This window comes from Pseudoduganella sp. R-34, assembly GCF_049904655.1.
In the GTDB taxonomy this organism is placed as follows: domain Bacteria; phylum Pseudomonadota; class Gammaproteobacteria; order Burkholderiales; family Burkholderiaceae_D; genus Rugamonas.
In genome coordinates this window covers 5,100,159-5,114,992 of the sequence record NZ_CP184572.1, presented here as the reverse complement: position 1 = coordinate 5,114,992, position 14,834 = coordinate 5,100,159, and the positions used below count along the sequence as shown (strand labels likewise).

Sequence of the window (14,834 nt, the reverse complement as noted above, 5' to 3'; positions counted from 1 at the left end):
ACAGACTGTTAAAACCATTGCAGGTATTATAATGTCAAATTCCTGCGCGTAACACTTCACATTTTCCCATAATCCATGTCTGTTGAATCATTGCACGCCCGCTTGCTGGGTGCGACCTTGTTTTGCCTGTTGCCGGCGGCCTCGACGCTGGCACAGCAAGCGCCCCAGGTGACCCCGCGCGACTTGCGCCCGGAAGCGCCGCCCAAGCCTGCCGTTGTTTTGCCGCAGCAGCCTTCCCGTTCGGCGCCGCCCCCCAATGCCGACAAGCTGTTCGTCACGCTGGGGAATGCGGTGGTGCAGGGCGGCTTCCCCGAATTTGCCGATGCAACGGAACGCCTGGTTGCGCCGCTGCGCGGCCAGCGCATCTCGGGGGCCGACTTTTACGCCCTGGCCGACGACATCGAGGCCCTGTACCGCGCCGCAGGTTATCCGCTGGTGCGCGTCGTGATTCCTCCGCAGTCGCTGGTAGATGGCGCTGCGCTGCAATTGGTGGTCCTTGACGGCTTCATTGAGCGCCTCAACCTCGACGCCGTGCCGGCCGCTGCACGTAAGGCGGTGGAACGTATCCTGCACCCGCTGCTCGGCCGGCGCCACCTGAAGGACGAGGCGCTGGAAAGGGCCTTGACGCTGGCGGGGCGGGTACATGGCCTGACCTTGCGCAGTGTGCTGGGCGCGGGCTCTGAGCCCGGCGGCACGGTACTGGTGCTGCAAGGTTTGCTGGATAGCGTGGTGGGCAGCCTGTCGTCCGACAATCGCCAATCCGACAGCATCGGTCCCTGGCAGATGACGGCGCAGTTGCGCGCCAACCAGTTGCTGGGAATGGGCGAACAGGCCTACCTGTATGTGTCGGGCGGTTATCCCTTGTGGCATGCGTTCGAAACCGACGCGCGGCGCCGCGTTGCCGGCGGCGGCTTGATCCTGCCGCTGGCTGACAACGGCTTGAGCCTGAATCCTGAATTCACGGTCTCGGACAGCAAGCCGCGCCCCATCTTCTTTGCGCTGGCATCGCGCAGCCAGTTGCGGCGCGCTTCACTGCGGCTGGTGTATCCGGCCATCGTCAGCCGCCAGCAGGAGCTGACCCTGACCGCTGTGGCGGAGGCCAGCCGCCAGGTTGATACGCTGACCTACTTCAATTTCATCCAGGACCTGGACCGCTTGCGCGTACTGCGCTTCAGCGCCGACTGGAGCGGGACGATGGGCGAAGGCCAGATGCGGGCCGGCGCAACCCTGTCGCAAGGCACCAGCAAGTTCGGCGGCCGCAGCCGCGCGGAAATTGCAGCCAGCGAGGTGCCGATGTCGCGCGCGGGCGCGGGTCCAAGCTACACCAAGCTGGAGGCAAACGCCAGCTACGACCTTGGCCTGCCCTGGGGCATGCAAAGCCGCAGCGTGCTGCGCGGGCAAGCGCCCTTGCGCGGTGTGTTGCCGAGCGCCGAAACCTTCGGCATGGATGGCGAGGACGGCGTGTCGGCGCTCACTGCCGGCCAGCTCTCCGACGACGGAGGCTGGGTCGTGCGGCAGGAAGTGTCGCGGCCGGTGCAGTTGCCGGGCGCTGTGTCGCTGGCGCCGTATGCCTATGGCGCGTATGCCCATCCTCACACACGCCTGGCGCAAGCGCGGGCGGACCATGCGGAGGCTTACGGCATTGGCCTGCGGGCCGGCTGGCGCAACGCCAGCCTGTCGGGGGAATTTGGACGCGGGCGCGTGAGCCCTAATGGCCGGTACGAGACCCAGGCCTTCTTCAAAGCACAGGTGCAATTTTGAGAAATAAGACGATCCTGCGTAGTTCGCGCATGCGGCGCGACATGGCCTGGCCGATGCTGGTGGCCGCAACCTTGCCTGTCGTGGCGCCAATGCCGGCCTATGGCCAGGCCATGCCATCGGGCGGCGTCGTGGGCGCCGGCAAAGTCAGCATCTCCACGCCAAACGCCAACAGCATGGTGCTGCGGCAGGATAGCCAGCGCGCCGTGGTGAACTGGAATTCCTTCAGCATCGGCAAGGGCAATACGGTGACGTTCGCACAGCCGGGCGCCGGCGCGGCGACGCTGAATGTGGTCAAGGGCAGCCAGTCCTCAGAAATCGCGGGCAGCCTGAAGGCGAATGGCTCGGTGTTCCTGGTCAACCAGAATGGCATCGCGATTACGCCGACCGGCATGGTCGATACGCGCGCCGGCTTTGTGGCTTCCACGCTGGGCATGTCGGAAGACGATTTCATGGCCGGGCGCAATGTCTTCAAGGGCAAGGGCGGAGCGGTCGTCAACCAGGGGCAAATCATTACCGGACCGGGCGGCAACGTGGCCTTGCTGGGATCGAGCGTCAGCAACGAGGGTGTGATCAGCGCGCCGCTGGGCAAAGTCGCGCTGGGCGCTGGCGAGGCGGCCACGCTGGACCTGTCCGGCGATGGCTACCTGCAGGTGATGCTGCCATCCGATGCGGTGACGGCCGATGGGCAGGCGCTGGTCACCAATAGCGGCGTGATCGACGCTGCTGGCGGCACCGTCATGCTGAAGGCTGAAACGGTCCGCGCAGCCTTGCGCGAAGCGGTGAACATGCCGGGCACCATCCGCGCGCAAAGCGTGTCGGGCCATGATGGTGCGATCGTGCTGGAAGGTGGTGCGGCCGGTGCGGTCAAGGTGTCGGGCACGCTGGACGCGTCGGCAGCGCCTGGCGCGGCCAATGGCGGTCGGATCGACGTCGGGGGGCAGGAGGTTTCGCTGTCCGGCGCCAGGCTGGATGCAAGCGGTAATGCGCGCGGCGGCCTGGTACGCATCGGCGGCGCCTTCCAGGGCGGCAGGGAGCAGGAGGCGGGCTCGGACGATGCGCGGCGCTACACGGAGCGCTTTGGCTCGGCTGCCGCCGGCTCGGCGCCGGCTAATGCTGCTCGCACCAGCATCGATGCGGCGAGCAGCATCGACGTGTCGGCTCGCGGCGCGGCAGGCGAGGGCGGCACCGCAGTCGTGTGGAGCGACAAGGCGACCGTCATGCGCGGCGGTATCGATGCGAGGGGCGCCGCAGCGGCCGGCGCGGTGGAAGTGTCGTCCGCGTCCACGGTGCAATCCGTGGCGCTCGGCCGCATTGCGCTGGGCAAGGGCGGCAAGCTGCTGCTCGATCCGCAGGACATCCAGATCGACGACAATGCCGGGGGCGACCCGGCCGGCAGCGTCGGCTATGGCGACAACCCCAGTGGCGTCACCCACCTGTATTCGGGCGACCTTACTGCGCTGCTCGGCGGCGGTACCAGCATCAGCCTGAAGGCCAGCCAGGACATCACCTGGAATACCTTTACCAGCATCGTCGCCCGCGCAGGCGCGGCGCCGGCCGGTTCGCTGGCGCTGGCGGCGGGGCGCTCGGTTTCGCTGAACGGCATTTTCGGTACCGCCGATGCCGACTGGAGCATCACCGCCAATGACCGCGCAGCGAATGGCGTGGTCGACAGCGAGCGTGGCGCCGGTGCGGCGTCGATCGAACTGGGCGGAGCCGACTTCATCAACAGCAACGGCAAGCTGACCCTGCACCTGTCCGACGGCGCCGGCAACACCAACAGCGAAGCCAGCGGCATCACGCTGGGCGGGTACTCCGGCAATGGCTTGTCGGCCACGATTGCCCCTGGCGCGAGCTGGGGCGGCGGCATCGCGCCGTACATCACGCTGACGAACAACGTCAACGTGGCCGAGGACATCAGCCTGACCGGCAACCTGAGCGTCTCCGCATCCAGCGTGACCCTGAGCGGGCGCCATGTGGACTGGACCAACGAAACCACGGCTGCCCTGCGCGGTGAAGGCAAGTTCAAGTTCGTCGCCGACGGCATCACCTCGCGTATCGGTTCGCTGAATGGCGGGTCTGCCACGCGGCTGGCGCTGGGCGACGGCATCAATGCAGCTGTCAGCAAAGTGTATGGCGACGCCGATCCGGGCGCCGATGGCCTGGGCATCCAGCTCCTGCACGTCACTTCCGGCACTGCAAGCGATGCGCTGGGCGACATTCTTGCGAGCGGCTCGCTGGCGACCAGCGGTCCCGGCGTGACAGCCAACGCCGGTACTCGCACCATCAGCCTTTCCGGCGGCGCGGGCCTGGCATTCAACAACGGCCTGGCTGGCAGCTATTTCATCGACATGAGCCCAGTCAGCATGCCGTTGACGATCACGCGCCGGTCCGTCACGCCGGTGGTGGGCAACCACCAGGGCACGTACGGCACGGCGGCCCCGGTGGTTACGCTGGACAACGTCGTCAACAACGACGTGCTGGCGCCGCTCGCTACCATCGACGGCGGCGGGCAGCAGGCACTGTCCGCCGTGGGCAACGGCTACGCCTTCAGTGCGACCACGCGGGCAGGGGCGCATGCCTACCAGGTGATCGGGCTGACCGGCGCGGCGGCGAGCAATTACGAGCTGGCGCCGGGTAGCTGGGCCGGTTCCCTGGCCGTGGCGCCCAAAGCGCTGACCTTCGCCGCCTTCTATCCGAACCAGGTGTACGGCGATGCGGACAGCGCCAGTTCGTACGTGGTGCTGGGCGGTATTGTCGGCAACGATAGTGTGAGCCCGGTGGCGGGTTCGATCCTGCAGGGCGGGGGCGTCGCTCCAGCCGGGCGGCTCAAGGCCGGCTCGTACTCTTACGCCGCAGTTGGCCTGGCCGGCAGCGACGCAGGCAACTACATCATCGCCGCGGAAGGCAACGACCCCGGGGCATTCACGATCTCGCCCCGTGTGCTGAACTACTCGGTCGGCAATGTCCAGACGGTGTACGGCACGCCGGCGTCCGCAGGCGCCCTGAGCTTCAATAACGTGCTGGCAGGCGACGATCTCACGGCGGGTCCGGTTGGCTTCGATGTCGGCGGCGCGCGCCTGTCGAACTCCAGCGCGACCACGAATGCGGGCGCGTACGCGCAGACCATCACCAGCCTGGGTGGCGCCGATGCCGGCAGCTACACGCTGGCCGGTTCACAGGTCGGCGGCGTGTTCAGCATCGCGCGCAAGCAATTGACTTGGAGCGGCAACGCCAGCACCCAGCAATACGGCAGCGACCTGCCGACGCCGTCGCTGGTGGGCGTGATCAATGGCGACCAGGTAAGCCCCGTTCAATCGATCGCATCCAGCACCGTCACTGGCAGTGCCAGCCCGACCGGCAAGCCGTCCGTTGGCTTCTACTCGGTGCGCGTGGGCGGCCTGAGTGGCGGCGGCGCGGCGAACTACGAACTGGACCCGAACGGCGGCCAGAACAATCTCGTTACCGTCGTGCCGCGCGAGCTGACCTATACCGGCGGCACGCTGAACCTGACCTATGGCGATGGCGGCACCTTGCCGGCATTTACCTTCAACGGCCTGCTGGCGGGCGACTCCATCAACACGGTGCCGATGATTGCGGGCCTGGGCGCTTCGCAAACGATCGATGCCCACGCCCCGGCCGGCAGCTACGCAGTCAACGTGCTGTTCCGAACCTCTCCGCAGGACAATTACAAGCTAGCGGATAGCGGCCACACGCCGGGCGTGCTGAACATCGCGAAGCGCTCGCTGACCTGGAACGTCGGCAACGGCAGCTCGGTGTATGGTGCCGCGCCTGCGAACCAGGTCACGCTGAACAACGTGGCGGCGGGCGATTCGCTCACGCCGTTGCTGCAGGCGCTGGACGGCAACGGCGCGCCCATTGCCTTGCCCGGCGTCGGCAGCTACGTGGCAGCGGTCACTGGCCTGGGCGGTTCGGCAGCAAGCAACTATGTGTTTGCGGCCACCGGCAACGCGACCGGCCAGATGGTCATCACGCCCAAGCAACTGAACGTCATCATCAACAATGCCTTGTCGGTGTACGGCACGCTGGCCGTGCCGTCGGTGACGGTGGAAGGCCTGGTGGGCAGCGATTCCTTCGCAGTGCAAACCCAAGTGGCCATCTCGCAGAACGGCAGCCCGGTGGTGCTGGGAGCACGCACTCCGGCAGGCAGCTACGCCATGCAGGTGAGCGCACAGGTAGCGGCGAATGCCAACTACACGGTGGGCGCCACCAATGGCAGCGCTACGCTGACCGTGCAGCCCAAGACACTGACCTATAGCGGCCCGGTCGCAAGTTACGAATATGGCGCGCGCCTGTTTACCGGCGCCGATTTCAAGAACACCCTGTACGGTGTGCTGGATGGCGACGACGTGTCGCTTCCGGTGCTGCTCTCTGGCAGCTGGACCAACCCCAATGCCAGGCTGCCGGTGGGTGATTATGTGTTGCCCATCCTCTCGTACATCGGCTTGAATGGCCGTGACAAGGCAAATTACGCGGTGACCGATACCGGCTCGCGGAATGGCCTGATCACGATTACGCCCAAGGCGCTGCATTACCGCACCTATTTCTCGGACGACCGGACCACCCGTACCTACGGTGATACTAGCCCGGTGTGGGTGTTCGTCGACTTCACCCCGGCCTTCCCGGAAGACAATGTGGCCATCAACGTCGGTTCGCTGGTCGGCGAAAGCCGTTCATCCGGCGGCTACCTGAACGTGGGCACCTACGCCACCAAACCCGGCGGCTTGCGCGGCCTGGATTCCGGCAACTACGTCCTCGCCACCAGCGGCAACACTATCGCCGAATTGACCGTCATTCCACGCAAAGTGGATGCCAGCTTTACCGTGCGCACCCAGTGGGGCGGGCTGGACATGGGCAAGAGCCTGGTCTATGGCAGCACCGGCGGCGCCTACCTGTCCTTCCTGAGGGACCAGGCCTTGGCGGGCGATAAAATGAACCTGGACGCCAACTTCCAATTGCCGGGCGGCGCGGCGAAATCGCTGCCGGCGGATGCAATCCCGGGCACTTACTATGTCGGCGGCGCCCTGGGCGGCGTGGATGCCCGTAACTACTACATTCCGGACGCAAGTCCGACCGGGCTGTTTGGCATGATCGACGTCGTACCGCGACCGGTCAGCGTCGTCTACCCATCATTGAGCAAGTCGACCTACGGCATTGCGCCGGATACCAAGGCAACACTGAACGGCTTCCATGGCGATCCAAGGAATGTGCAGGTAACCGGCGACCTGCTCGACGACAAAGGCATTCCACAAGTGGTGGCCAGCCGCACTCCTGCCGGTACCTATACGTTCCGGCCGAGCGGGCTGTCCGGCACCGGAACGCAGCACCAGTACATTACCCAGTCCGGCGCCAGTTGGCTCGATTCGCAGACCGGCAAGGTGATCTCGGTTGGCCCGAGCAGCAGCGAGGCCCGGTTCCAGGTTGACAAGCGCAGCCTGGACGTGAGTTTTGGCGGACCATACGACATGGTCTACGGCAGCAATCCGGGGCGCGCCACCGTCACCGGCTGGATTGCCGGCGACGTGCCGAACTGGTGGAACATGTTCACCACGCTGGCATCGCCGACGCCTGGCGCAGTCGGCCGGACCTTTGACGTGTGGAACAGCGGCGGCACAGCCGGCCCTGGCGACCGTATTGACGCGGGCACTTACCGTTCCACCGTGGGACTGCCGGCAGACCTGGCACGCAACTACACGCTGTCGAAAACGGATATCGGCACCATCCGTATCGCGCAAAGGCAGGTGTCGGCCATTGGCGCCGGCACCAGCGTAGAGTACGGCGATATCAACGGCACCTTCTGGCTGGACCGTCTGGCCCCAACCTTCAGCGGCGTCTTGTCCGGCGAAGCGCTGGCTGGCAAGCAGTCCTACTACGATGCCAGCGGCAAGGAAGTCGCCTATGGCCGACAGACCGATGCCGGCACCTACCAGGCGCGCGTCACTTCGCTGCAAGGCTTGGGCCGCACCAATGCCAATAATTACGTGATCGACAACGTCAGTTCCGTGGCGGGCAAGCTGGTGATTACGCCGCACGCCATCGCACTGAATGCGCCGGAGCAGGCGAACACTGTGTATGGCACTTCGGCCCTATTTGGCAACGCGAACGACGTGCTGTTCAGAAGCGACGACGTGTCCTTCATGCTGTCCGGGGCCGGGCTCACGACCCAGGCACTGACGCCGGGCAGCGCGTCCGACCGTAACCTGTACCTGGACCAGCGCGTCAATGTCGGCGACTACAACTACCAGATCCAATTGACTGGCGCCAAAGCCGGCAACTATGTGCTCACGGGCCGCAGCAGCGGCAAGCTCAGTGTGGCGCCGAAGGCGCTGAACTGGACGGTGTCTGCCGGCACCGGCCAGTACGGCTTCTACAAGGATTGCGATGGCATGAGCTGCTCGCAGCTGGTGCAAGGCGTTGACCTTGGCAAGCCAGTCTATCCGGGCGCACTGGCAGGCGACCAGCTCGATGGCAAGGTCATCGTGCTGGACTTGCAGGGCAAGCCGATGACGGTGGATGCCAGGACCCCGGTCGGCACCTACTTCCAGGTGGTCACCGAACTGACTGGCGCCAGCGCGAAAAACTATACGCTGGCCACCAGCGGCAACCTGCCCGGTACCCTGACCATCAAGCCCCTGTGGCTGCGTTACTCGACCGGCAGCAGCGTCAACGTGCTGGATAGCTACGGCGAAATCGGCGAGCATGGCACGATCAAGCTGGAAACCATCGGCGGCGTGCCGATGCCCAATGGCGAGTCCGTGGACGCCATTACCGCGATCTATGTGCCGCAATTGAACGGTATGGTGCCGCTGGACACCGTGCTGCCGCAAGGCCGCTATTACTACGAAGCAGCAGGGCTGGTCGGCGCGAATGCGGGCAATTACCGCCTGATGCCAGTCGCCCATGGCAGGTTCGGCGTTCCAAGCGGCGTGAACACGATCGGCACCTACGACGTCTATTCCAATGCCAGCTTCGGCTTGAACCTGGTCGAGTCCAGGAACCTGCCGGTGCGGCCGCCATCGGCCACCATCATCGATCGCGACCAGACCGACCTGGAAAAGACCTGGGGAGAGCAGAACGCACCGGCTCCAAATCCTGGCCGCCTGGTGGACGGCGACGGCACCGTCACCGATACGGAACTCGGTCCGAATCGCGCCGGCGCCACGGTTGGCGCAGGGACCAGCGCCGACCTTGGCACATCCAACGGCGTGTCGGCCGATGCCGAGGCAAGTGGCGTCGTCACAGCGCTCGCTTCATTCGGCGTCACTGGCGTCAAGCTCTCGACGTCTGCCGAAGGCCACGTCGATATCACCATCAGCAGCGGCCCAATGGACCTGACCGCCGGCGCGCAGGGAGCTGCGGAAGCGAACCTGCGGCTGGGACGCACCGGCGTCACCATTGGGGCGGATGCCACGGTGGGCGTGTACGCCAATGCCGGCGTCAGCGGCAACCTGGGCGGCGGCGTATCGGGCAACGTGGACGTCACCACTGGAACCTTCGCCTATGCCCAGACCAATTACCGCTACGGCTTGGTCGGCGGCTTGCTGACCATGACGCAGGGCGGCATGGCGGGCGTGGGTTCCTCCCTCGGCGCCAACGGCGGCTTGCAATACGGCCTTGGCAGCGTGGGCGGCGGCGCAACGCTCTATACGCCTGGCATTGTGGGCGGCAATATCTCCATCGGCGCCGGCTATTCGGACGGCGTGATCAACCTGAGCATGGACATTGGCGCCGCGATCGGCATCGGCGGTATCGAATTCAAGTTCAACCTGGGGATCGACGTTGGCGCTGTCGCCAGCGGCTTCGCGCCGACGGTGAGCAATACTGAGCGGCAGCCAGGCCTCGACCAGCATGGCCTGTCGCTGAAGGATGATCCCGCAGCGCGCTACGCTTACCTGTCGCAAAACCCTGAGTGGAACTACGGCAATCGTGGCAGCAGCGACAACAATATGTTCATGTATCGCTATGGAGAACTGCTGAAATCAACCGGGCAAATGGTCAAGAACCAGCAGGAATGGCAAAGCAAGATGGTCGACCTGCTGAAGACCGATCCCGCGAAGGCTGTGGAATTCTCGCGCAACAAGCCCGATTTCTGGCAGCAGCAATTCGATGTGAAATACGAAGCCGCGAGAATGGGCGTGACGCTCAAGGTGGTGGACGGCGAATTGAAGTACGCAACCTGGAACAAATGACTATGAAGAAGACATTGTGTGCCGCGCTGGTCGCGGCGGGCCTCGCCGCCGGACCGGCCGTGCAGGCGCAGCAGCCGCGCGAAGAAGTTTCCCTGAGCGGCCAGCCGCATTCCTGGACGGTGCGCGGCGAGCCGGCGAAGATTTCCGGCGCCTGTGGCGCGCGCTGGGGCATGGATATCGCGCAGGTCAAGGCGGCAATTGCCGCTGCCTGGCCGAGTGCCCTGGCGACGGCGCAGATGGGCGCGGACGATGCCGCCGGCACGCTGGCGCTGGAGGTAACGCTGCCGACGCTGGCGCCCGGGCCGGGGCCGGCGCGTATCAGCTATGTTTTCAGCACCGATGAGCGGCGGCTGGTCGGCGTGCACAGTACCTGGTCTATCGCCGGCAATCCTGCTGAAGCGGAGCGTGCGCCGCTGCTGTCGGCCGCGGCGGCGCTGGCGAGCGAGCAGATTGGCTACCAGTGGCCGGTGTTCGCGACCGCACGCGGCCGGGTGGTTGCGCCGGGCGAGTTGGTGGTCTTTGCCGGGCGCGATGAGGCCGGTGCCGGCGTCGAGATCCGCCTCGGGGGCGCCGCGTTCGATGTCGAGCTACCTGGCGCTCAGCGACGCCAGGAGCATCGTGCCGCGCCTGCCGGCCCGGCGGTGCTGCGCCAGACTTTCGTCGCCAACGCGGCGCAAGATGCGCTGCATGAAATCAAAGGCTTTCGCAGCGCGCGGTTTGGCATGGATGAACAGCAGGTGAGGGCGGCGGTAGCCGCCGACTTCAAGGAGCAAGCCAAGCTGCTGCAGCAAGCGAAGTTGCCGGGCGGTGCGCGGGTTCTGGTGCTGCCGCTGGCGCAATTGTCGCCTGGCCCGGGACCGGCGGGCGTGACTTATATCTTTGATGGCCCCGGCGGCAAGCTGGTCCAGGTCAACTTGTTGTGGAGCACGAGCCAGTCGCCGGATGCGGCGGAACGCAACCGGTTGGCTGCGGCCGGCGTAAAGTTGGCCGATTCCTTCCGCGCGTTGAAGTGGCGACCGAAAGCGGCGACCATGGGGGTGCCGATCGGCCAGCAAGGCGTGGCGCTTTTCAGCGGAATCGACGTGCACAAGGCGATGGTGGAAGTGAGCTTGCTGGGCGTTCCGGTGCGTGGACCGGTGGGGGAAACGGCTGGTGGCAGCGGGCCGGCCAAATTGCGGGTTGCCTACGTGGCGGTGAAGAACTAACGTTCCGACAAACAAGCCCGCAAGCCTGGTCCCAGGTTCGCGGGCTTGTTTGCGATGATTAGCGGCCCATGGTGTTGGTGCTTCCCTGGCTCTGCACCTGGCGCTCCACTTCGTCCTTATCCAGGATGGCTGCATCGGCGCGTGCGGTGCTGCTCACCTTGCGCGGGATGCGGGAACCCGTCGTGGTATATGTCTCTTCCTTGGCAGCTGTCCCAGCGGTTTCCTTCGAGGGCATGTCAGCGCAACCGGACATGAGAATCGCGCACACCGCAGCAAAGATTACTTTATTCATGCTTATTCCTGACTTTGAGGGATTTTGAAAACCCGGAGCGCTCGTGCTCCAGGTGAGACCATGAATCTAGCACGCGATTTGTCACATATTTGTATTATTTGATAATATTTGTGTTTGTGACAATTTGCGAAATTCTCGGCGGGACCTGGGTGCTATATTCGCGAGGAGCATACTTCGTTGGGATGCGTTAAATTTTTTTTTCCTCGGATGTCGATTTCCGGAGCGCTGCCTCGTCGTAGGTTTACAAACCACCCTGTAAATCCCTTTTTCGAGAGGCCCAAATGAACAAGCAAATCTTCGTTAACCTGCCCGTCAAGAACCTGGAAAAGTCGAAGGCCTTCTTCGCTGCGCTGGGTTACACCTTCAACCCGCAGTTCACCGACGAAAACGCCGCCAGCATGGTGATCCACGACGGCAGCATCTACGCGATGCTCTTGGTCGAGGACTTTTTCCGTACCTTCACGTCGAAGCCGATCGCCAATGCGAAAGAGGCCACCGAGGTGCTGGTCTGCCTGTCCTGCGAGAGCCGTGAAGAGGTCGACGACCTGGTGCGCAAGGCCGTTGCGGCGGGCGGCAAGACGCCGCGTGAACCGAAAGACTATGGCTTCATGTACGCCCATGGCTTTGAAGACCTGGACGGCCATATCTGGGAGCTGGTCTACATGGCCCAGCAACCTCAGCAGTAAAATCTTCAGCCCTTGTGACAATAGAATAGAATCCCGGCAAATTTCGACACTAAACTCATTAGTAGAAAAATTTGCCGGAGGCTATCGTGTTGTCCTCATGGGTACGCTGGTTATTGATCGGAACGGTGGGGCTTGGGATATCAATGTATGCCATGGATACGGTGCGCGTGGCCTCCACGTTGCCGGTGCCGCCCCCGGCCCAGGCCAAGGAATCTCAAAAAGATGAGAAGAAGCCGGCCAACGCCATTGCCAAGGCCTCCCAGATGGACAAGGTAGCAGACGCCCTGGCCGGCAACTGATTCCAAAAATATCAAACTTTCAGTGTCGGCATAAGCAAAATTCATCAAGTGCTAACAAAAATGTTGCCTTAAGGTAAGTTATCATACGACCGCTCGCGGCATCCTGCCCGCAAACGTTCGAAAGTAACTATGACCAGGCAAACCAAAGGTATTTCCCTTCCTCGCAGGACTTTTTGCACCGGTTCGCTTAGCCTGGCGGCGCTCGGTCCACTCGCGCTCAGCGCTTGCAACGCCGGCGGGTCTTCGCCGCACAATTCGCAAGGCGCGGAAGGCGCGCTGCCTGCGCAGTCGTCACCGGCTGTCCAGCCCGCTCCGCCAGCGCAATCGACCCAGCCAACGCAACCGGCCGACACGGCCCCACCGGCGCAGCCTGCGCCAGGCCGGGCTTTCGTTCACCCCGGCTTGCTGCATACTGAGGAGGACTTTGCCCGCATGCGCGCCAAAGTGGCGGCGGGAGCCCAACCCTGGCTGGATGGCTGGAATGCGTTGTTGAATACCGGTCGCTCCCACTTGAACAACAGTCCGCGTCCGCTGCAAACCGTCATCCGCGGCGGCACCGACAGCAATTTCTCCCAAATGTATATCGACATCGCCCGCACCTACCAGCTGGCGGTGCGCTGGAAAGTGTCGGGCGACGTTGCATACGCCAACAAGGCTGTCGAATTTCTGAACGCCTGGTCGTCCACGCTGACCACCATTACCGGCAATGCCGACCGCTTCCTGGCTGCCGGCATTTACGGCTTCCAGTTCGCCAATGCCGCTGAAATCATGCGGACTTACCCTGGCTGGGCTGCGGCCGACCTGAAGCGCTTCCAGGACATGATGCTGAACGTGTTCTATCCGCTCAGCCACCAGTTCCTGACGGGGCACAATGGCTCGGAAATCACCAACTACTGGGCCAACTGGGACCAGTGCAACCTGGCGGCCATCCTGGCCATCGGCGTAATGTGCGACCGCGAAGACCTGTACAACGAAGCGGTTACGTATTACCGGACTGGCCGCGGCAATGGCGCATCGAGCCAGGCCGTACCCTTTATCCACCCGGGCTACCTTGGCCAATGGCAGGAAAGCTCGCGCGACCAGGGCCACTGCACGCTGGGCATCGGGCTGGCCGGGGTCTTCTGCGAAATGGCGTGGAACCAGGGCGACGATTTCTACGGCTACGACAACAACCGCTTCCTGGCGGGGGCTGAATACGTGGCCAAGACCAACCTGTCCGATGCGAGCGGCACTCCCTATTACACCTCGATGCCGTTCGATACCTACATCAACCGGCAGGGCACCGGCACGGGCATTTCGCCGGCCGGGCTGCCAAGCATCCGTCCGGTCTGGGAAATGATCTACAACCACTACGTGAACCGCCGCGGCTTGGCAGCGCCGTTCACCGCGCAGATGGCGGCCAGGGTGCGCGCCGAGGGCGATGGCAACAACGGCGACCAGCTTGGCGTCGGCACCCTTACGTTCAGCCGCGATGCCAAGGCAGCGGGCGGAGCGCCAAGCGGCCTGACGGCGCGCCTGGTCGGCGGCAAGGTCGAGCTGTCCTGGTGGGGCGCAGCTGGCGCCACCAGTTATACCGTGTTGCGCGCGACCGCTCCGGGCGGGCCGTATGCCACTGTCGCCAGCGGCATTACCGGCCTGCTTACCTATACCGACAGCGGGATGGCGCCAAACAGCTACTACTACGTAATCACTGCGCAGTCGCCGGCGGGCGCCAGCGCGGTATCGAACGAAGCGAAAGTGATCACCGCCGTGGTGCCGCATGTCCTGTTGGCCTTCAACGAGGCGCAAGGCACGACCGCGCAGGACACCAGCGGCAATGGCCGCCATGCCACCTTGCTGAACGGTGCGCAGTGGGCGGCAGGGAAGAAGGCCAACTCCGTGGCACTCGATGGCGTCGATGACTACGTCAGCCTGCCGGCTGGACTCATGGATGGCCTGGCCGACTTCTCCATCGCAGCCTGGGTCTACTGGGATGGCGGGCGTAACTGGACGCGCATTTTCGATTTCGGCTCCGGCACGACGCAATGCATGTTCCTGACGCCACAGGCTGGCGGCGGCGGCCTGCGATTCACCATCAACCTGACCAACGGATGGGGCGACCAGTCGCTGTCGGCCGCAACGCTGCCGGCCGGGCAATGGGTGCACGTTGCGGTGACTTTATCGGGTACTACCGGCACCTTGTACGTGAATGGCAGCGCGGTCGCGACGAATAACCAGATGACCCATGCGCCATTCCGGATGCGGTCGGGAACGCAGAACTGGCTGGGCCGCTCGCAGTATTCCGCTGATCCTTATTTCAACGGCAAGATTGACGATTTCCGGATCTATAATGGCGCTCTCAGCGCAGCGGAGGTCGCGGCGCTTGCCAGTTAGGAGCATATGCA

General features: G+C 64.2%; 7 protein-coding genes. 6 read left to right on the top strand and 1 reads right to left on the bottom strand.

All coding sequences use genetic code 11. The annotated features are described in order from the left end of the window. Window positions 1–75 precede the first annotated feature (75 nt). From ACN9MW_RS23470 to ACN9MW_RS23460, 3 genes are read left to right on the top strand one after another with little or no spacing between them, the layout of a single operon-like run. Entirely contained in the window at window positions 76–1,761 is a 1,686-nt protein-coding gene (locus ACN9MW_RS23470; RefSeq protein WP_426163237.1) for a ShlB/FhaC/HecB family hemolysin secretion/activation protein, read from the top strand. Continuing rightward, a complete protein-coding gene (locus tag ACN9MW_RS23465) occupies window positions 1,758–9,968 on the top strand; it encodes a filamentous hemagglutinin N-terminal domain-containing protein (protein ID WP_426163234.1) in 8,211 nt (2,736 codons plus the stop codon). The genes ACN9MW_RS23470 and ACN9MW_RS23465 overlap by 4 nt, the downstream gene beginning before the upstream one ends. A gap of 2 nt (window positions 9,969–9,970) precedes the next feature. Next, window positions 9,971–11,173, top strand: a complete 1,203-nt coding sequence (locus ACN9MW_RS23460; protein ID WP_426163232.1) for a hypothetical protein — start codon at window positions 9,971–9,973, stop codon at window positions 11,171–11,173. A 58-nt stretch (window positions 11,174–11,231) separates the two neighbouring features. On the opposite strand, the gene ACN9MW_RS23455 is transcribed toward ACN9MW_RS23460, so the two are convergent. Then, window positions 11,232–11,465: a hypothetical protein gene (locus ACN9MW_RS23455; RefSeq protein ID WP_426163230.1), complete on the bottom strand. Its 234-nt coding sequence runs from the start codon at window positions 11,463–11,465 to the stop codon at window positions 11,232–11,234. Between the two features lie 281 nt (window positions 11,466–11,746). On the opposite strand from ACN9MW_RS23455, the gene ACN9MW_RS23450 reads away from it, so the two are divergent. The 3 genes from ACN9MW_RS23450 (at window position 11,747) to ACN9MW_RS23440 (ending at window position 14,823) form a co-directional block, all read left to right on the top strand. Continuing rightward, a complete protein-coding gene (locus ACN9MW_RS23450) occupies window positions 11,747–12,151 on the top strand; it encodes a VOC family protein (RefSeq protein WP_426163229.1) in 405 nt (134 codons plus the stop codon). A 143-nt stretch (window positions 12,152–12,294) separates the two neighbouring features. Continuing rightward, window positions 12,295–12,450 carry a hypothetical protein gene (locus ACN9MW_RS23445; RefSeq protein ID WP_426163226.1) on the top strand — a complete coding sequence of 52 codons (156 nt, stop codon included), beginning with the start codon at window positions 12,295–12,297 and terminating at the stop codon, window positions 12,448–12,450. A 129-nt stretch (window positions 12,451–12,579) separates the two neighbouring features. Next, a complete protein-coding gene (locus tag ACN9MW_RS23440) occupies window positions 12,580–14,823 on the top strand; it encodes a LamG-like jellyroll fold domain-containing protein (protein WP_426163224.1) in 2,244 nt (747 codons plus the stop codon). Window positions 14,824–14,834: the final 11 nt, after the last annotated feature.

Coding starts and splice junctions, on each gene's coding strand:
- ACN9MW_RS23470 (WP_426163237.1), top strand. CDS start 76: ATGTCTGTTGAATCATTGCACGCCCGCTTGCTGGGTGCGACCTTGTTT.
- ACN9MW_RS23460 (WP_426163232.1), top strand. CDS start 9,971: ATGAAGAAGACATTGTGTGCCGCGCTGGTCGCGGCGGGCCTCGCCGCC.
- ACN9MW_RS23455 (WP_426163230.1), bottom strand. CDS start 11,465: ATGAATAAAGTAATCTTTGCTGCGGTGTGCGCGATTCTCATGTCCGGT.
- ACN9MW_RS23450 (WP_426163229.1), top strand. CDS start 11,747: ATGAACAAGCAAATCTTCGTTAACCTGCCCGTCAAGAACCTGGAAAAG.
- ACN9MW_RS23445 (WP_426163226.1), top strand. CDS start 12,295: ATGTATGCCATGGATACGGTGCGCGTGGCCTCCACGTTGCCGGTGCCG.
- ACN9MW_RS23440 (WP_426163224.1), top strand. CDS start 12,580: ATGACCAGGCAAACCAAAGGTATTTCCCTTCCTCGCAGGACTTTTTGC.